Below are 18,497 nucleotides of genomic sequence, written 5' to 3'. Positions count from 1 at the left end.
GCTCAGGGCGTCTCCTTCGGGAAGAGTGATGCAAGCTTGGTTGCGGCCGTTTCCTGCCACTTGCCCGGCAGAGCGGAGGCCTGTTCGAGGGCCGTGCGGGCTTCCTGCTGCTGACCGAGGCTGTGAAGCGTCAGGCCCAAGTTGAGCCATGCGGCAGCAAGCTCCGGGTCGTGCAGGGTGGCAAACCGGAAGGCATCGGCGGCGCCGGCTTGGTCATCGCTTGCGTAGCGCGCATTGCCGAGCCCAAACCAGCCCATGGCGAGCCCCGGCCAACGCTCGACGAGTGCCTCCCAACTGGGTTGTAGTTCAACCGCGCCCTGCACCCGCTCGGCATCACTGATGGCGCTAAGTGCTGCCTCGGCGGAGATGCCGCGAGGAATGTCGCCGGGCGGCAGGGCGACCATTGCCCAGCGGTCGCTGCGGGCCCAGGTCGCATCGAAGGTGGAGAGCGCCATGTCCTGGCCGGGCTTGAAGCCGGTGTGCAGCCGAATCGTTTCCTCGTCGAGGTCATAGCCGATGGCCACGGCGTAATGCCAGAGCGGGGCGATCGGCAGCGACAGGTTCTGCATGACCACCACCGGTTGGCCGGCGGCCAGCGTCTCGAGCAGCGATTCGATGTCATTGTCGAGCACGAAGGGAACGCGTCCCTGGCGGCGCGCCGTCGCAAGCATTTCCGGCTGCACGCTGCCCTGGCGGTTGGGCAGGAACAGCTGGGGGATCAGAGCATCGACGCCTATCTCCACGCCGCTGTCGTTGAGCACCATGGCGAGCGCGGCTGGGCCGCACTGATAGTCGCGCTGGCCGAAGAAGGGAACATCCGCGATGCTCGTCTGTTGAGGAATGCCGAGTCGCTCGGGGCTCGAGATGCGCGGCGTGCTGGCACAGCCGGCCAGCAGCAGAAGGCTTAGCACACAAAGCAGAACGCCCGCAGCGCGGGCGTTCGGCAAGTGCCAAATCGATAGGCGTGTCATACGATCAACGCACGAACGGATAGACATTGGTCAGGCCCAGGATATCGGTGACCAGCAGGATCACGAACACCGCGAACAGGGCGCCAACCACGCTGGCACCAGCCGGCATTTCGTCGAGCTGATTGGCCATCTGGGACACTTCCTCGTCGGACAGTGCCGCCACGCGGGCCTTTACCTCCGCCGGCTGAACGCCTTGCAGCAGCAGTTGCTGCTGAACGTCTTCACGGGCTAGCAGCTCGTTGATGCGTTCCCGATCGGAGGCCACTTGCGAAGCGCTGAGGGCATCCTGAGTCGAGACCAGGCCGTTGGCCTGTGTGGCCGGCACGGATGCCACGGCCGGCAGGCTGCCCAGTACCAGGAAGGCAATCAACAGCGGGCTAATGACGCGAGCGAGTTTCTTCATCATGGAATGATCCTTGTTGCTGAATTGGCTTTTGGCTTCTTCTTGATGATCCGAGACGTCCAGGTCTTGGGAACGATCTTTCGACACGCGATGCGCTTCCAGTATACGGGGAGATAACGATGATTTTCATGCTTTTTTGCATGCGCTTGAGAGAGGTATGACCCCTCGCCCTGATGACGAGCGTGGCGGTTTATTAACTCAGGGTATGGTCATATAGATAAGGCTAACTTCACTTTCCTGATCCACTTTGACAGACTCCTGCACTCTTTTTGTGCAGAGGCGGGTGAGTGAAGACATATCTCTCGAAAATGCGCGGCGAACCCATTCAGCGTCCCCGCGCCTGCTGGCGGGATGCGCTATGGTCCTGGATAGGCGCTTTCGCTGGCATGCTGGCCATCAGCTGGCTGAGTGCGCACTGGTTGAGCAGCCAGCTGCTGATCGTGGGATCCTTTGGCGCGACCTCCGTGCTGATTTATGCCGTTCCGGCAAGCCCCCTGGCGCAGCCCCGCAATGTACTCATGGGCAGCATACTCTCCGCCATGGTGGGGGTGGGCTGCTTCCAATTAGTGGGGGAAACGGCGGTGGCCGTGGCGCTGTCGGTATCGCTGGCCATCCTGGTCATGCAGCTAACGCACACTGTGCATCCTCCCGGTGCCGCCGCGGCGCTGATCGCTGTCATCGGCGGCCCTGAGGTACATGCGCTGGGGTGGTGGTATCCGCTGTTGCCGGTGGGTATCGGCTGCGCCCTGATGTTGGGGGTGGCGATCTTGGTCAACAACCTGGCGCGTCACCGGCGTTATCCGGTTCACTGGCGCTGAGCCGTATGGCTGGTATCAGCGATAGCCGGCCATCAGCTCGCGTACCAGCGGGGTGTCGGCGTCTCGGTGAGTGGGCAGTTCGAAGCGGGCTCTGGCAATGGCGGTGCGCGACAGTCGAGCCTCGATCAGCATCTCTCGATCCTCGGCCAGCGCCAGGGTCTCGCCTCTTGGGCCCAGAATGCGTGAGCCGCCCCAGAAGTGGCTCCCCCCCTCGGGGCCGAAGCGATTGGCCATGATCACCGGCGTGCCATAGGTCATGGCATAGAAGTGCAGGTTGATGGCCCAGTTCTGTTCGTTGGAGAAGTCGTCGCTGACGATGCCGGATGCCGAGTTGATCGGCGCGCACAGCATCGTGGGCCTGGCCAGCAGGGCGGCATGCACCAGGCCGGGGTTCCACAGGTCGGCGCAGATCAGCGAGGTCGCGGACCAGCCCGGGCGGACGTCCACGTGGTTAAGCTCGCTGCCGTGAGTGAAGAGCTTACCTTCCTCGAGGCCGCCGTAAGTCGGCAGGTTCAGCTTGCGGTGCACGGCCTGTAGCGCGCCATGCTGACAAATCGCCAGGGCATTGTAGTACTCGCCGGGGCTCGCTTCCTCGACGAAGCCAACCACCACCTGCATATCGCCGGCTGCCTGGGCGAGGTCCGCAAGCCGCGGGTCCTCGGCCGGGCAGGCCAATTCGATCACCTGGTTGCCCAGGCCATAGCCGGTCAGCGAAAGTTCGGGAAATACCAATAGCTCGAGCCCGGCGTGGCGGGCCTTGGCAATCATGTCCAGGTGGCGCTCGAGGTTGGCATCGACATCGCCCAGGGTGGCGTTGATCTGGGCGGCGCCGACGCGCAGGTGATCCTGATAGTGCATGGTCGAATCTCGATGTGGGATGACGGTAGGTGGGAGCGACGAGCCATCGCCGTGGATCATCGCACTCGCATGGCGGTGCTTCAAGGTTCGTTCAGCAGGGCCAGCAGGTCGCTTGCGGGGCGCGCCTCCAGGCTCATCACCACCTCGCGCAGCCGCGTCGCTCTGCTTCCTAGTACGGGCTCCGCCAGTGCCTGATACTTGGCGATCACCTCGGCATCCGTGAGGGGCGTGTCCGGGTTGCCGCGGGCCTCCGCGTCGGCGCTTTCGATCACTTCGCCGCTATCGAGATGCAGCCTGGCACGAGCCCAGCGCTCGGCGGGAAAGCGGGCGTTGAAGGCCTCATCCTCATGAATCTCCACCTTGCTGGCCAGGGCCTTGAGGTCCGGGGCGTTTAGCTCGTCGCAGACGCCGGCGACATCCACGCTGCCGCGGCCAAGCGCGCAGGCCACCGACCAGGGCAGGCTGTATTGGGCCTGCTCGGTGGTGGCGGGATGGGTCACATGCAGGCGCTTGCCCTCGTGGAAGGTGATGATCTCGATGCGCTCGATCCTTGCCGGGTCGCGCTTATCGGTCCGTAGCGCCAGCACGGCTTCTACCGCAGGTTGCGCCCAGCGGCACACCGGATAGGCCTTGAAGTACTGTTCATGCAGGTACCAGCGTTCGCCCAGGTCCTGCCAGATAGAGGCTACCTGAGGCGCCGTTATGGTCAGCGCCGGGGCGCCGGTGAAGCCATCTTCGGCCAGCAGGGCCGCCGAGATGCCGGTCATGGCACCCCAGCCGGAACCGTCCTTGAGCATCGTCGGATGGTCGATGCAGCGCATCATCTGGCTGCGCGGGCCATAGAACTCGGCGATGCCGAGTGCGTGATGCAGGGTCTCGATGCCGAAGCCGCGCAGGCGAGCGGCCACTGCCGCGACGCCAAGCGCGTTCCAGGCGCCCGAGGTGTGGTAGTCCGGGCTGGTGGCGTGCAGGGCAATCCCCGCGCGGGTGGCGATCTCGTAGCCGTAGACGAGCAGGGCAAGAAAGTCGCGTCCCGACAGCTTGGCAACCTCGGGCAGGGCAAGCAGGCCGGGTAGCAGGGCCACGCCTGAATGTCCCTTGGTCAGCACCTGGCCGTCGTGGGCATCGAGGGCATCGATCAGCCAGGCGCCGTGCAAGGCGACGCCGGTGGGTGAGGCCCGCCCGGTTGCGAACAGCAGCGGACGGTCGCCACCGTGCTGGCTGGTCACGAAGCGCACGGCCTTGTCGGCCAGCGCTGTGCGGGTGGCGCCAGCGGCGACGCCCAGCAAGTCGAGCAGGCAGCGCTTGGCCTGGTGCAGGTCGGCCTCGCCGAGGATCGAAAGATCGACCCGGCACATCCAGTCGAGTGGGTCCAGCTCCTTTGTGGGCCCGTGCGCGGTGAGTTCCTGTTTCGTCAGCTCCGGCATGGCAGTGATCTCGTAAGCAAGGCGGGTGGCAAAAAGAAGGCCGCCCCTCAGGGCGGCCTTCGAGACGAGCGCGCAAGCGGGGCGGTACCCGCTCAGGCGTCGATCACAGCAGGTCGTGCTCCTTGAGGAAGCCTTCGGCGACCCGCTCGATGGTTTCTTTCTCGACGTCGACCTGGGCATTGAGGCTGGACATGGTGTCATCGTCGAGCAGGCTGGAAAGCTTGCCCATCTGGCCCTCGAGCTTAGGGTTGGCCGCGAGGGTTTCTTCTCGCACCACCGGGGTCAACGCATAGGCCGGGAAGTAGTTCTGGTCGTCTTCGAGCACCTGGAAGTTGAAGGCCGGAATGCGGCCATCGGTAGCGAATACCAGGCCGACGTCGACCTGGCTGTCACGCAGGGCCTGGTAGACCAGGCCGGAATCCATGCGCTTGACGTCGCCGCGGCCGACGCGGAAGTCATAGGCTTGCTGCAGGGGGCGCCAGCCGTCCTCGCGGGCATAGAACTCGGCATTCAGGGCGAAGGTCAGGCCTTCGTCGTCGTTGACCGCCTGGGCAAGGTCGGAAAGGGTCTTGATGCCACGTTCCTGGGCATCGTCTTCACGCATGGCCAGGGCGTAGGTGTTGTTGGCGTCGGAGGGCGCCAGCCAGACCAGGCCCTTCTCGGCGTCGAGCTCCTTGACACGCGTGTAGGTGTCTTCCGGCGACAGGCGCTCGGTGACGTCGTTGTAGTTGATCAGCGAGGTACCGGTGTATTCCCAGTAGAGGTCGATCTGGCCGTTTTCCTGGGCCTGGCGCAGCACGGCGGAGCCCATGCCGGAACGTTTCTCGACGTCATAGCCCAGTCCGTCGAGATACTGGCTGGTCATGCTGGCAAGGATTTGTTGCTCGGTGAAGTTCTTGCCACCCACCACGATCTCGTTGGCTTGGGCGGTCGCCAGGGTGCCGGCCAGTGCGGCGCCGGTGAGCAGGGTCATCAAGGTTTTCATGGTGTCGCTCCTGTCTGTGATGTGTCGGTCATTAATTATTGGTGGTGAATGACGAGGCGTCAGTCATGCGTCTTGTCGTAGGTCATGCGTCCTTGCCGGGCTTGGGTTCCTGCATCAGGCCCGGCTCGGGTTCACACCCCTTGGCACCAGCAGGAAAGCGCTGACGGCGATCAACATATCCACCACGATCGCCAGCAAGGCCGTGGGGATGGCGCCGGAGAGCATCATGACCGGGTCATAGAGGTCGATGCCGGTGAAGATCAGCTCGCCAAGGCCACCGGCCCCGATCAAAAAGGCCAGTGGCACGGTGCCGACGTTGATGGCCAGTGCCGTGCGGATACCGGCAAAAATGACATACAGGGCATTGGGTAGCTCGACCCTTAGCAGACGCTGGGTGGGCGACATGCCGATCCCTGCCGCGGCTTCCTTGAGAGCCGGCGAAACGCCCTTGAGCCCTGTGTAGGTGTTGCGCGTGATCGGCAACAGTGTCGCCACGAATAGCCCGAATACGGCAGGCACGGTGCCGATGCCCAGGAAGCTCATCGACAACGCCAGCACCGCAAGCGTCGGGATGGTGGTGCCCACGTTGAGCACCTGCATCGCGGATTCGGCAACCTTTTCCATGCTGGGGCGCGATAGCAGGGTGCCCAGTGGAATGGCGACAATAATCGCCAGGCTGCCAGAGATGGCGGTCAGCCACAGGTGCTGCACGGCCAGGTACTGGATGTCTGGTATGTAGAAGATGAAGTCGTCGATCACGCCACTGGACTGGCTCCAGACCCCAGCCACGAAGACGGCCACCAGCACCAGCAGGCGCATTGCCCCAGAGAGGTTCAGCGTCGGCATGGCTTACTCCTTGTCGGCCGGTGACAGCGATGCCGCGGCATCCAGAGTGGCCTGGTCGCGAGAGTGAGTCCGATAGCGCGACCCCAGGTGGTGGGTAATCGCCCGCTGGGTGATCTGGCCGACGATGCGACCATCGTTATCGACGCAGGCTACCCAGGTCATGTCGTTGGCAAACATCAGCGAGGCGACCTTGCGCAGGTCGTCGTCGAGGCTGACCACCACTGGCACGCTCTGGAAGTGGTCCCGGCAATGGCCCTTGGTGGTGCGGGCCACGGCGGCGTTGATGATGCCCACCGGTTGGCGCTTGTCGTTCACCATTACGATGCTGTTTTGATAGCCGTATTCTTCGATGCGCTTGAGCGCCGTCTCGAGGGTATCGTCCGGGCGAACCAGCCCGATCTCGTCGCTGGCCAGGTCGCGCACCTTGACCAGGTTGAGGCGCTTGAGGGCCCGATCCTCACCGAGGAAGGACTCGACGAAGTCGTTCTTGGGCGCGGCGAGCAGCTCGTCAGGCTCCGAGTACTGGACCAGCTTACCGGCCCGGAAGATGGCGATGCGGTCGCCCATCTTGATCGCTTCGTCGATGTCGTGGCTGACGAACATGATCGTCTTCTTGAGGTCCTGCTGCATCTTCAGGAATTCGTCCTGAATCACTGCCCGATTGATCGGGTCAATGGCGCCGAAGGGTTCGTCCATCAGCATCACGGGCGGATCGGCGGCCAGCGCCCGGGCCACGCCGATACGCTGCTGTTGGCCGCCGGAAAGCTCGCTTGGATAGCGCTTGAGGAAGGCGTCCGGCTCCAGCGCGATCATGCGCATCATTTCCCGTGCGCGCTCCCGGTACTTGGCCTTGTCCCAGCCCAGCAGCTTGGGGACCACGGTAATGTTTTCCTCGATGGTCATGTTGGGGAACAGACCGATCTGCTGGATCACGTAGCCGATATTGCGGCGCAGGTCCTGGGTATCGAGGCTGGTGGTGTCCTCACCATTGATGAACACCTTGCCCGATGTCGGGCGGACGATGCGGTTGATCATCTTCAGGGTGGTGGTCTTGCCGCAGCCGGAGGGGCCGAGCAGGATGCAGATTTCACCGCTCGGAACTTCCATGCTGATGTGGTCGGCGGCGGTCACGGCGCCCTTGGGCGTGTCGAAGACCTTGGTCAGGTTATCGAGTCGAATCATGAAGCGGTCCTTGTCTGGTCGGCAGAATGTGGCACGAATGACGGCTCAGGTGGTGGCGGCGGCGCGCTCCATGCCCTTGGGCGTCAGGCGCTTCTGCAGCGCCAGCAGTGAGTAGTCGACGATGATCGCCAGCACGCTGACGGCCACTGCGCCGAGGATCAGCTGGCGCGGATCGGACTGAGAAATACCGCGGCTGATGAAGGTGCCGAGCCCGCCCGCGCCGATGTAGGCGGCAATGGCCATAACGCCGATGTTGAGCACCACGGCGGTGCGCACGCCGGCCATGATCACCGGCACGGCGAGCGGAATCTCGACCATGCGCAGGCGCTGGTTCTGGCTCATGCCGATGCCGCGAGCGGCCTCGCGCAGGGCCGGGTCGACGTTATTGATGGCGGTGTAGGTGTTGCGAATGATCGGTAGCTGCGAATAGAGCAGCACCGCGATGACCGCCGGCATATAACCGATGCCCTGTCCGATGATGGACAGAATCGGGATCATGATGCCGAACAGCGCGATGGAAGGAATCGTCACGATGATCGAGGCGATGTAGAGCACGGTCTTGGCGGCGCGCTCATTCTTGGTGATGGCGATGCCGATCGGCACTCCCGTCAGGGTCGCGATGCCGACCGCTACACCCACCAGCGAGATATGCTCAATGGTGCGGGTCAGCAAGAGCTCCAGATTGTCCAGAGCATATTGAAACAGTTCCAAGCGTCGTCTCCTTGATTATTGTGTCTCAAGGCCGGCAGGCGTTCGCCGGCCCGGGATGACGGTGCTGTGCACTCGGGCCAGCGCCGATAATCACGCGGACAGGGGGTGCCGGCGCGGGAACGGGCTAAGCGTAGCAGAGCGGCATAGCCAATTGTTATCGATATGGATGACGATACAAAATGCCAATTATTGCTGATGGTGATTCAAGCGCATAAGCGACCGCTTACTGTGTGCCGCTTCATGATGTTGCGCAAGGGGAAAAGAGGAGGGCGAGGTAGGAGGCTCGAGGCGCTGGGACCAGCGATCAGTGGTCATATCAGCCGTCAGGCTTTCTCTATATGCTCAATGCGTGAAGGGATTGGCAACTTTGCCGCAATGCGTCGCAATGGAAGGTATCCGGTGTCATGAACACAGAGCATCCCGTTATCGATACTCCTATCGACACTCCTCAGGCAGTCGCCAATTTCGAGGCGGCCCTTGAGCGGTTCAGACAGGCCCGTACGACGGACCCCAAGGCCTCTAGCAACGCGGTGCTGGAGTCGGCCAGGGTCGTCATGACGACGAGCGAGGGGCTGGAAGCACTTTATGCTCGCGTCTCGGATGTAGAGGAGGCGGGAGTCTTCACCGGACGAGATTGGGCACAGCCTTCCATCCTGCAGCCAGTGTTGGCGGTGCGTTCATTGCGACAAAGCAGCGCCGAGATCACGGTCATTGAGGCGCTCAGCGAGCTTCGCCTGCTGGCGGTGGTATCAGGTGACTACTTTCATTCAGGTATTTCTGCCGAACAGGCCAGGAATTTCCTGACCCAGGTGATGGCCCTGAATCTGGACCTGTTGGCCGGGCAAATGAGCGAGGCGGACCGCGAACGCCCACAGGCGCTGGGGGCCATCGTCCAGTCGCTGTATCAATACCTGCTTGCCCGGCTGGGCTATGAAAGCATTCTCGCCAGTCTGGTCGACGAAGTCAGACGCCTGCTGGTTCAACGCCCGATTCAGACCGACAGCATCAAGGAAATGATCGGCCAGATTGCCAAGTGCCTCTTTGACCCGAATATCGAAACCGCTGGTACAGAGGGAGCTGCGCGTCTGGTCAGTGCACTCTTTGGGCCGACCCCGGGCTGCCGCGAAGATCCGGGCGTGACGGTGTATCTCGAGCGCCTGGGGGCCATGGACCGAGACACGCTGGCCGACGAGGCGGGTGCCTTTGCGCATGCGATGCATGAAACGGGACTGGTATCGGCGTATCACGCGGTCTTTCTGCGTCATCTGCGCGGCAAGTTCGACGATTTGATCCCCGACGCCTTGGGGCTGAGCATGACGGGCCTCGATGCCCTGCAATGCTACAGCGCGCTGGTGTACCGGCTGATAGATGAGGCTATTTTTGCTGAAACCAGTCAGGCCGTATATGGCCTGGTCATGATGCTCGAACGTGGCACCTTCTTCGCGCCAACGGTCGCCGCCGGGCTGTGGCGGCAAATCGAACTCAAGCTGTCCGCCGCGACCTCGGAAACCTTGACAGGCGTCTTTGGCGACGCGCACCCACCACGGGTTTACCTGCTTGCCGGCGTGCTGAGTATTCTGGGCCTGCCGCTGGGTGTCGGGCAGGGCAACAACCCTACCTGTCAGTCGGTGATTGGTTTGTCCATGTGGGCCGATAACGACCCGGACTATCTATTGCAGCTCGTCGCCTGGGCGGCGCGTGATGATGAGGTACTGACGCGGTTCGAGGGCCAGCAGATATCGTCCAAGGGGTTGGAGTCTGGCCTCGCCAAGGAGTCCCCGCTGGATGTCGATGCCGTGTCCCTGATTCTGGTACCGCATCTTGATCGCCTCTACATGGAAATGGGGCGTCTTTGCGGTGAGCGTGACGATGACCTACACCGCTGGATCAATCCGGAATTCTACGGCTGGTGGGTGGGTCACGGTTTCCGTGTGGTGGTCAACATCGACACCGGTAACATCGATGACTACGAGGGATTCATTCGTCAGTTCTATGCCAGTTACCACCCTTATTACAACGGCCATATGCCAGTGATCCACCCCCAGCCCGCTGGTATCGCCGTCACTGACAGTGGGGGGCGCTATGTGGGTCGACACGCCATCACCATCTTGCGCGTGGCGTTGGACGCCAAGGACGCAATGCGCGTCTACTTCTATAACCCCAACAACGATAGCGGCCAGGACTGGGGGCAAGGCATAGTCTGCGCGATTCAGGGCAACGATGAGCTGAACGGCGAGGCGTCACTGCCCATCGCCGAGTTTGCCTCGCGGCTTTACGTCTATCACCTGGATCCGCTGGAGCTTGGCGACATCAACGCCGTTCCCGAGGAGGAAGTGGCCCGCGTCATGGCGTTAGGCCGAACCAGTTGGGCGGTGGACGTCTAGGCGTTGGCGCTGCGGAGCAGCGCCTCATTTGGTGCAGACTTCCAGAAGGCGTTATGAAGGTAAGGCAAGATCAGGGTCAGCCGACCTTGTAGGACTGCGGCGATTCCGCCAGCAGGCCGCGACCGCCGGCCAGGGTCAGCGCCAGGTCGTGGAGGCCGTCCCACAGCGGGACGGCACCGGCGCCCTTGATGGCGAGATCCAGGCGCTGGGAAAACAGCAGCAGCTTGTGCAGGCGCTTGACCGGCAGCCGGTTCAGGGCCTGCTGGTAGGCGGGGCGCCGCTTGTCGAAGATCGGCGGCTTCTGGGCCTTGCAGGCATGCTCGAAGCTCTGGCCCTGATCGAGGTGCTGATAGAGCGAGAGCAAAATGCGCAGCTCGCGGGTCAGCGCCCACAGCACGATGGGCGCCTCGAGGCCCTCGCGCTGCAGGCTCTTGAGGATCCGCGAGGCGCGTTCCCGCTCGCCCCGCAGGCAGGCATCGCTCAGGGTGAAGACATCGTAGCGGGCGCTGTCTTCCACCCCCTGGGTGATCGCGGCCACATCGAGCCTGGCGCCTCGCGGCAACAGCAGCGCGAGCTTCTGCAGCTCCTGGTCGGCGGCCAGCAGGTTACCCTCGGTGCGCTCGCCGAGCAGGCGGGCGGCCTCCATATCCATGCTCAGGCCGTGATGGCTGGCGCGATCGCGCATCCAGAAGCCGAGGCGTTGGTGATCCACCGGCCATACCGGCACGAAGAGGCCGGCCTTGTCCAACGCCTTGAACCACTTGCTCTGCTGCTGCCGGCGGTCGAGCTTGTCGGCCATGATCAAGAGCAGGTTGTCGCTGCCCTTCATCTGATCGGCGTAGGCCTCCAGCGCCTTGCCGCCTTCCTGGCCGGGGGCCTGGCCACCCAGGCGAAGCTCGATGAGTTTCGACGAAGCGAACAGCGACAGGCTGGCGGCGGATTCGGTAAGTCGCCCCCACTGGAAGCCGTTCTCGACGTGCAGCACCTCGCGTTCCTCGATGCCGGCCTGGCGGGCGGCAGTGCGCACGGCATCGCAGGCTTCCATATGGATCAGCGGCTCGTCGCCGGCGACGATCACGACCGGCGGCAGGCCCTTGGCGAGCGCCGGGGGGAGCTTGTCGGGAAATACCTTCATACGGCCCTACCTAAAACCTGTCTGCGCTCGCCCATACGGCGTTAAAAGCTCGCTCAAAATACTCATTTACTCCTTTGTAAACTCCGTTTACTCACGAGCTTTTGCCTGGTCTGGCCTTCGCTCGTCGAGGTTTCGAGGCAGGGCCTTGACTATCATTGCTCGGCCAGTGGCCGCAGCCGCTCGAGAAGCTGGCGCGCGGCGGCCTTGCGAAGTCTCTCCCTGGCGGCACGACGGGCGTCATCCTGGGCCAGCAGATCGTTGTCGTTGATGCTGATGCGCTCGCTGACGTTGAGGGTCTGCTGGTCGAGCAGGTAGGCATCGTTGGCCTGGCGCTGCACCGAGAAGGGCACCGTCAGGGTCAGGTCGATGTCGCGACTGCCGGCGCCGGCCATGCCTCGGTTGGTCTCGTTGATGGTTGCTCGCCCCAGGTTGAGGCGCAGGGCGGCCTGATCGTCGATCTGAGTACCGGCACGGGTCAGCGCCTTGCGCACCACGGGGGTGAGGTCATCATTGGCGCCGGCCAGCGCCAAGGCGTCCAGGGCGGGGATGGACTCGCCATAGCCCCGCAGTTGAAAGCCACAGCCGCTGAGGCCAAGCCCCAGCACACTCACGGCGGCCGCGCCCATGGCGACCTTGAGACCCTGCTTCAGAAAGCGGCGGCGTTGCATGATCGACTCCCTCGTGTGCTTGACCGGCTGAACCGACAACCTTTTCTCACCCATCCGTTATCCGGCAATCCGTGACCCGGCAATGTGTTAGCCAGCAGTCCGTTAGCCAGCGGTCCGTTAGCCAACAACGATATTGACCAGCTTGCCCGGCACCACGATGACCTTGCGCACCGTCTTGTCTTCGAGGTGACGCTGGACGTTCTCGGCGGCCATGGCCTGAGCCTCGATGGCGGCCTTGTCGGCGTCGGCGGGCACTTCGAGGCGGGCGCGCAGCTTGCCGTTGACCTGCACCACCAGCTCGAGGGTGTCGCGGGCCAGGGCGGACTCGTCAAATACCGGCCAGCCAGCGTCGATCACCGGCGCGTCGTGCCCTAGCTTGGCCCACAGGCCGTGACAGGCGTGCGGGGTGATCGGTGAAAGCAGCAGCACGCAGGCCTCGACCGCCTCGCGGGCGATCGCCAGGTCCAGCGGGCTGGCAGCTTTCCCCTCGTTCTGGAAGCGGCCAATGGCGTTGGTCAGTTCCATCACCGCGGCGATGGCGGTATTGAAGGTGGTGCGCCGGCCGATGTCGTCGCTGGCCTTCTTGATGGTCTCGTGGGTCTTGCGGCGCAGCTCGCGCTGCTCGTCGGTCAGCTCATTGCTGTGCTGGCTGAAATCGACCTCGCCCGGCGTGCCGGCATTGACGTGCTCGGCGACCAGGCGCCACAGGCGCTTCAGGAAGCGGTGGGCGCCTTCGACGCCGCTATCGGACCATTCCAGCGACTGTTCGGGGGGCGCGGCGAACATCATGAACAGGCGCACGGTGTCGGCGCCGAAGCGGTCGATCATCGCTTGGGGGTCGACGCCGTTGTTCTTGGACTTGGACATCTTCTCGATGCCGCCCATTTCCACCGGCTCGCCGTCTTCGATGAGCACGGCGCTCACTGGCCGGCCCTTGTCGTCGCGCTTGACCTCGACGTCGGCCGGGTTGAACCAGTCCTTGCCGCCGTTGGCGGTGGGCCGGTAGTAGGTCTCGGCAATGACCATGCCCTGGGTCAGCAGGCGCTTGAAGGGCTCGTCGGACTCGACCAGGCCGAAGTCGCGCATCAGCTTGTGGAAGAAGCGCGCATACAGCAGATGCAGGATGGCGTGCTCGATGCCGCCGATGTACAGATCCACCGGCAGCCAGTAGTTGGCACGCTCGTCGAGCATCGCCTCATGGTTGTCGGCGCAGCAGAAGCGGGCGTAGTACCAGCTGGACTCCATGAAGGTGTCGAAGGTGTCGGTTTCGCGCACCCAGCCGTCGCCGAGATCGCTGAACTCGGGCATCTTCTTGAGCGGCGAGCCGGAGGCATCGACGGTGACCTCGGTGGGCAAGGATACCGGCAGCTCGTCGTCGGTGAGCGGTACGGTCTGGCCTTCGGGACCGTACTTGACCGGGATCGGCGCACCCCAGTAGCGCTGGCGCGCCACGCCCCAGTCACGCAGGCGGAAGTTGGTCTTGACCTCGCCGTGGCCCTGTTCGGCCAGCTTGGCGGCGATGGCATCGAAGGCTGCCTGGAAATCGAGGCCGTCGAACTCACCGGAGTTGATCAGCACGCCGTGCTCGTCATGGGCGGCGGCGCTGATGTCCGGGATCAGGCCGTCTTCAGTGGCGATCACCGGCTCGATGGGCAGCTCGTACTTGGTGGCGAACTCCCAGTCGCGCTGGTCGTGGGCGGGTACCGCCATCACCGCGCCGGTGCCATATTCCATCAGCACGAAGTTAGCCACATAGATGGGTACCTGACGACCGGTGAGGGGATGAACGGCCAGATAGCCGGTATCCATGCCCTTCTTCTCCATGGTGGCCATCTCGGCCTCGGAGGTGCCGCCGTGGGCGCACTCTGCGTTGAACGCCGCAAGCGCCGGATTGTGCTCGGCGGCGGCCTTGGCCAGCGGGTGTCCGGCCGCCACGGCGACGTAGGTCACGCCCATCAGGGTGTCGGGACGGGTGGTATAGACCCGCAGCGGTTCGACGTCGTCATGGCCGGTCACGTCGAAGGCCAGCTCGACGCCCTTGGACTTGCCGATCCAGTTGCGCTGCATGGTCTTGACCTGCTCGGGCCAGTCGACATGGTCGAGATCGGCGAGCAACTCGTCGGCATAGTCGGTGATCTTCAGGAACCACAACGGGATTTCCTTGCGCTCGACCGGCGCGCCGGAGCGCCAACCACAGCCGTCGATAACCTGCTCGTTGGCGAGCACGGTCTGGTCGACCGGGTCCCAGTTGACCGTCGACATCTTCTTGTAGACCAGGCCCTTTTCGACCAGCTTGGTGAAGAACCACTGTTCCCAGCGATAATAGTCGCTGTCGCAGGTCGCGAACTCGCGGTCCCAATCATAGGCGAAGCCGAGCGCCTTGAGCTGGTCGCGCATGTAGTCGATGTTCTGGTGGGTCCACTCGGCCGGCGGTACCTGATTCTTGATGGCGGCGTTTTCGGCCGGCATGCCGAAGGCGTCCCAGCCCATGGGCTGCAGCACGTTCTTGCCCTGCATGCGCTGGAAGCGCGAGACCACATCGCCGATGGTGTAGTTACGCACGTGCCCCATGTGCAGCTTGCCGCTGGGGTAGGGGAACATCGATAGGCAATAGAACTTTTCGCGATTGGCGTCTTCTACTGCCTTGAAGCACTGGTGCTTGGTCCAGAACTGCTGGGCGTCGCGTTCGATGTCGTGAGGCTTGTACTGTGCGTCCATCGGTCTGAGTGATTACCTTGTAGCGTAGGTGGCGAAAAGCAGAGGACTTTCCCATGCGCTTGAGAAGCAAAAGGCTTGATGGCACGGGAAGATAGCGTCTAAATGGGGACCAAGCATACCGCAGCGGGGCCTGAGCAGGTAGGGGCCTCGCACTTGGTCAGCGTATGGCCAGATCAAGGAAGGTTCAAAGGAGACTCAGATGAGCGATCAGGATAAGCATTCAGACCATCGCCTGCGTGAGGGCTATGAGCGACTGCTGGGGCGGCTTCAGGATGGCGCCAAGGAGCTGTCATGGGAAAACCTGCAAAAGGATCTCGACGATGCAGTGGAGTTCGAGGCGGAGGTCGAAGACTACACCCGCGACGAGCTTTCACTGCTGCGAGCCTGGGTCGAGCGCGACCTCAAAGACATGCGGCACTATCTCGCCGCTGGCGGCGAAGGCGTGGCCAGCTGGCTGGGTATCGACCTCGACGTGCTGTCACGGCGGATTCGTGAGGCGCTGTTCTCGATCGCCGACCGTACCGTGATCGATAGGCTGCGCTTCGAGGACGACCTGGAAGCGGCTCGCGCCGACTACTGCGAAGGCGAGATGATTGCCCCCGGCCTCTTGAGCTGCGTGCACTGCGGCAGTGAAGTCACACTTAGCGAGGTGGCGCGCCTCGAGCCCTGTCATCAGTGCGGGCACCGCTATTTCGCGCGAGGGCCTCAGGCCGCCAGTCAATAGACCGGCTTGCCTTGGGTTCTAGGGGAGGGCGAAACGTCAGCGATTGTCACGCGAGCGAGCCAGTAATGTCAGGCGACCCCGCTACTGACCGCCCGCGCCACTTAGGGCGGCCAGTAGGCCGATGGCCAGGCACACCCCCAGCGACATGACCAGGGCATAGACCAGGTTGTGGCGCATCATTACCCCGCCGCTGATGCCATAACGGCCCTGCAGCGACAGGTTGATGCCCGACAGTGGTCCGGTGGCCGTTCCCACTGCCCAGGCGCTCAGGGCCACCATGCCGACCAGCGTCTGGTTGGCGCTATCCAGGTTCAGCAGCGATGCCAGGGTCGAAATGCCGATGATCGGATGAAGCCCGATCACGGCGCTGGCGACGATGGCCAGATAGCTGAGCATGGCTTGTCCCGCCCCGAAGTGTTCGAACAGCACCCACTGGCCGCCGGTAGCGGCATCGATAAAGGTCGAGAGCCCTTGGGTGAAGAGACCCGCCGCCAGGAATAGCGAAATTTCACCGCGCATTGCTGGCAGGCGTTCCCGGGTATGCTGGACCATTCGCTTCGAGGTCAAGACCAGGCCGCGGGGCAGGTTGGCGGCAAGCGCGGTGGCGGGTAGCAGAAAGGTGATGATGCTGACGATGGATAGCTCTGGCGTCAGGCCGTAGTGGAAGCCCAGCACCAGCAGCGCCAGACCCACCGGCATCAGCAGGTCGTGCGGGGAAAGGGAGATGCCCTCGACATGCTCAAGATCGAAGCGTCGCGCCAGTTCGAGGCGTGTCAGTACGCCGGAGAGGGCGGCCAGGGGCACACCGGCGGCGAGCACCACGGCAAAGTCGAGCTGGGGCGCCAGGCCCATGGCCACACCCATGGCGGCGAAGAAGGGCGACCAGAATGCCGCGCTCGAGAGTCCGCGGTTGAGTGTCAGTAGCTGGGGGAGGCGCAGACCGTCGCTGCGCTTGAGCTGATCGCCGATCAAGAAAACCGAGGATAGATTCAGGATCGCGCCGAGCAGGTGGACGCTCAGCCAGGTGGTGATCACGCCCCGCCCACCGTGTATCCGAGTGCCGGGCGACGGTGAACGGCGGTTGATCAGGCCGATGAAGCTGACCCCTACCAGCATGGCGACCACGAAGGTATTGCCGTCCAGTACCTGATCCCAGGCAAGCGTTTGGCCATAGAGGGCCCGGCTGATCACCAGCAGCGCCGCGCCGATCGCCGCGAGCGCTCCGACCTGGCGACGGTTGCGGGTGGGCAGGTCGCGCCACAGCAGGGTAATGGCCAGCCAGAAGGCGACGCCGACCAGCGGGGCCACGGTGGCGAGGCCTGCCAGGCGCACGATCTGGAAGGCCAGACCGAGGGCGATGATGAGTCCAGCCAGTCGCTGACGTCCGCTAGTCTTGGCAGGAGCGGTAGCTGATGGGCGTTGCTCGTCCGCTGAAGGCGACGGCGAATGGGGCGGCATGGGCAAGAATCCAAGAAAATTAGCATGCTAGGCAAATCGGCAAGCCCGAGCAAGCTGGGGAATCTGGTCAAGCAGGCACCGGGATGATGAGCCTTCAGGTCTTGGCGGTTGGTGGGGCCCATTGGCGGGCCTCCGGCGTGCGTGCTGCCTCGAGTAGCGCGATCATCGCCTGGGTGGCATTGGAAAGCGTGCGGTTGCGGTGTACCAGGTAACCCAGTGGCCGCTCGATGGGGCGATGGTCGATGGGCAGGATGTGCAGGTCCTCGTCGATCATGCTCTCCGGCAGCACGCTCCAGCCCAGGCCGATCGAGGCCATCATCTTGAGCGTCTCCAGGTAGTTGGTGGATAGCCCCACCTCTACGCTCAGCTCCTCCCGGGAAAAGGTCTCCAGCACGATGCCGCGGGTGAAGGTCAAAGGGCCCGGCAATACCGCAGGGTGTGCGGCGAGTGCCGACATGGACAGCCGCTCATGGCGCTTAGCATGCTGGGCAAGGGGGTGGTCATTGCCGCAGACGAAGCGCAGCCGGTCGATCCATACCGGGACCACCATCAGCTGCGGGTCGGGTACCGGGGCCAGGGTGACCACGGCGATTTCCAGGGCGCCGTCGAGCACGCCCTGATAGGCCTGCTCGGAATCGAGGAAGCGCAGATCCAGGTTGGCGGCCGGGTGGTCGTGGGTGAAAGTCTTGAGCAGGGGCGGCAGCCGGTGCAGGCCGACATGATGACTGGTGGCGAGCGTCAAGCTGCCGGCCACATCGCCGGCAAGGTTCGATAGTGCGCGGCGGCTGTCGTCGACCATCAGCAGAATCTGACGAGCGCGCGGCAGCAGCAGGGCGCCGGCCTCGGTCAGGGTGACCCGGCGGCCGATACGGTCGAAGAGGCGCGAGCCGACTTGCTCCTCGAGCGTGGCGATACGCTTGCTGACGGCGGGTTGCGTCAGGTGAAGCTGGTCGCCGGCCAGTGAAAAGGAACCGCAGTCGGTGACGGCGAGGAAGGCCTGCAGGCTTTGGGTGTCCATGATCGGCTCCTTGAGCGGGCAGCGGTCCCGGGGCCCGGAAACAGGCGCCGGGTCGCCCGGATCGGTGGGGGCGTCGCGCGCCGACTATGATATTCCATTATGGAATCTGTATCATAAATAACATGAATTGCTTTTATGTGTAGTGCCCCCTAACCTCGGACTCATGGCAACGACACCTTAGATGCGCAAAG

Annotated in this window: 16 protein-coding genes; 3 read left to right on the top strand and 13 right to left on the bottom strand. The window is 63.5% G+C overall.

Features of this window, described 5'->3' with window-relative positions:
- Nucleotides 1-2: 2 nt before the first annotated feature.
- Together HUS66_RS03070 and HUS66_RS03065 are read right to left on the bottom strand one after the other, a co-directional pair.
- The gene (locus HUS66_RS03070; protein ID WP_282848002.1) at nucleotides 3-911 is read right to left on the bottom strand and encodes a PA2778 family cysteine peptidase; all 909 of its coding nucleotides are present in this window, start codon (nucleotides 909-911) and stop codon (nucleotides 3-5) included.
- A 64-nt stretch (nucleotides 912-975) separates the two neighbouring features.
- On the bottom strand, nucleotides 976-1,374 hold the full coding sequence (locus HUS66_RS03065) for a PA2779 family protein (RefSeq protein ID WP_175069802.1): 399 nt from the start codon (nucleotides 1,372-1,374) through the stop codon (nucleotides 976-978).
- 287 nt (nucleotides 1,375-1,661) lie between these two features.
- Between HUS66_RS03065 and HUS66_RS03060 the strand changes: the two genes are divergently transcribed.
- Nucleotides 1,662-2,192: an HPP family protein gene (locus HUS66_RS03060; protein ID WP_175069501.1), complete on the top strand. Its 531-nt coding sequence runs from the start codon at nucleotides 1,662-1,664 to the stop codon at nucleotides 2,190-2,192.
- 15 nt (nucleotides 2,193-2,207) lie between these two features.
- On the opposite strand, the gene HUS66_RS03055 is transcribed toward HUS66_RS03060, so the two are convergent.
- The 6 genes from HUS66_RS03055 to HUS66_RS03030 all read right to left on the bottom strand — a co-directional run bounded on the left by HUS66_RS03055 (nucleotide 2,208) and on the right by HUS66_RS03030 (nucleotide 8,201).
- Nucleotides 2,208-3,050: a nitrilase-related carbon-nitrogen hydrolase gene (locus HUS66_RS03055; RefSeq protein ID WP_175069500.1), complete on the bottom strand. Its 843-nt coding sequence runs from the start codon at nucleotides 3,048-3,050 to the stop codon at nucleotides 2,208-2,210.
- Between the two features lie 80 nt (nucleotides 3,051-3,130).
- Nucleotides 3,131-4,477: an MmgE/PrpD family protein gene (locus HUS66_RS03050; protein WP_254628670.1), complete on the bottom strand. Its 1,347-nt coding sequence runs from the start codon at nucleotides 4,475-4,477 to the stop codon at nucleotides 3,131-3,133.
- A 103-nt stretch (nucleotides 4,478-4,580) separates the two neighbouring features.
- A complete protein-coding gene (locus tag HUS66_RS03045) occupies nucleotides 4,581-5,462 on the bottom strand; it encodes a glycine betaine ABC transporter substrate-binding protein (protein WP_175069499.1) in 882 nt (293 codons plus the stop codon).
- 114 nt (nucleotides 5,463-5,576) lie between these two features.
- Nucleotides 5,577-6,308, bottom strand: a complete 732-nt coding sequence (locus HUS66_RS03040; RefSeq protein ID WP_175069498.1) for an ABC transporter permease — start codon at nucleotides 6,306-6,308, stop codon at nucleotides 5,577-5,579.
- A gap of 3 nt (nucleotides 6,309-6,311) precedes the next feature.
- Nucleotides 6,312-7,490, bottom strand: a complete 1,179-nt coding sequence (locus tag HUS66_RS03035) for an ABC transporter ATP-binding protein (protein WP_175069497.1) — start codon at nucleotides 7,488-7,490, stop codon at nucleotides 6,312-6,314.
- 45 nt (nucleotides 7,491-7,535) lie between these two features.
- Nucleotides 7,536-8,201 (bottom strand): ABC transporter permease, encoded by a 666-nt coding sequence (locus HUS66_RS03030; RefSeq protein ID WP_175069496.1) that lies wholly within the window; start codon nucleotides 8,199-8,201, stop codon nucleotides 7,536-7,538.
- A gap of 404 nt (nucleotides 8,202-8,605) precedes the next feature.
- Here HUS66_RS03030 and HUS66_RS03025 point away from each other — a divergent pair, with 404 nt between their 5' ends.
- Nucleotides 8,606-10,585 (top strand): hypothetical protein, encoded by a 1,980-nt coding sequence (locus HUS66_RS03025; protein ID WP_175069495.1) that lies wholly within the window; start codon nucleotides 8,606-8,608, stop codon nucleotides 10,583-10,585.
- Between the two features lie 76 nt (nucleotides 10,586-10,661).
- Here HUS66_RS03025 and holA read toward each other — a convergent pair whose 3' ends face one another.
- The 3 genes from holA to leuS form a co-directional block, all read right to left on the bottom strand.
- Nucleotides 10,662-11,720 (bottom strand): DNA polymerase III subunit delta, encoded by a 1,059-nt coding sequence (holA, locus tag HUS66_RS03020; protein ID WP_175069494.1) that lies wholly within the window; start codon nucleotides 11,718-11,720, stop codon nucleotides 10,662-10,664.
- 152 nt (nucleotides 11,721-11,872) lie between these two features.
- Entirely contained in the window at nucleotides 11,873-12,388 is a 516-nt protein-coding gene (lptE, locus tag HUS66_RS03015; RefSeq protein ID WP_175069493.1) for an LPS assembly lipoprotein LptE, read from the bottom strand.
- 117 nt (nucleotides 12,389-12,505) lie between these two features.
- On the bottom strand, nucleotides 12,506-15,106 hold the full coding sequence (leuS, locus tag HUS66_RS03010; RefSeq protein WP_175069492.1) for a leucine--tRNA ligase: 2,601 nt from the start codon (nucleotides 15,104-15,106) through the stop codon (nucleotides 12,506-12,508).
- Between the two features lie 199 nt (nucleotides 15,107-15,305).
- On the opposite strand from leuS, the gene HUS66_RS03005 reads away from it, so the two are divergent.
- Nucleotides 15,306-15,830, top strand: a complete 525-nt coding sequence (locus HUS66_RS03005; protein WP_175069491.1) for a zinc ribbon-containing protein — start codon at nucleotides 15,306-15,308, stop codon at nucleotides 15,828-15,830.
- An 81-nt stretch (nucleotides 15,831-15,911) separates the two neighbouring features.
- On the opposite strand, the gene HUS66_RS03000 is transcribed toward HUS66_RS03005, so the two are convergent.
- Together HUS66_RS03000 and HUS66_RS02995 are read right to left on the bottom strand one after the other, a co-directional pair.
- Nucleotides 15,912-17,288, bottom strand: a complete 1,377-nt coding sequence (locus tag HUS66_RS03000; protein WP_254628669.1) for a hypothetical protein — start codon at nucleotides 17,286-17,288, stop codon at nucleotides 15,912-15,914.
- A gap of 94 nt (nucleotides 17,289-17,382) precedes the next feature.
- Complete coding sequence (locus tag HUS66_RS02995) at nucleotides 17,383-18,306, bottom strand: LysR family transcriptional regulator (RefSeq protein WP_175069490.1); 924 nt, start codon at nucleotides 18,304-18,306, stop codon at nucleotides 17,383-17,385.
- Nucleotides 18,307-18,497: the final 191 nt, after the last annotated feature.

Origin of the sequence: Onishia taeanensis, from assembly GCF_013349955.1 — a bacterium.
Classification (GTDB): Bacteria; Pseudomonadota; Gammaproteobacteria; order Pseudomonadales; family Halomonadaceae; genus Onishia; species Onishia taeanensis_B.
Note: the sequence above shows the minus strand (reverse complement) of the source record. Positions and strands in the feature narration are given on the sequence as shown.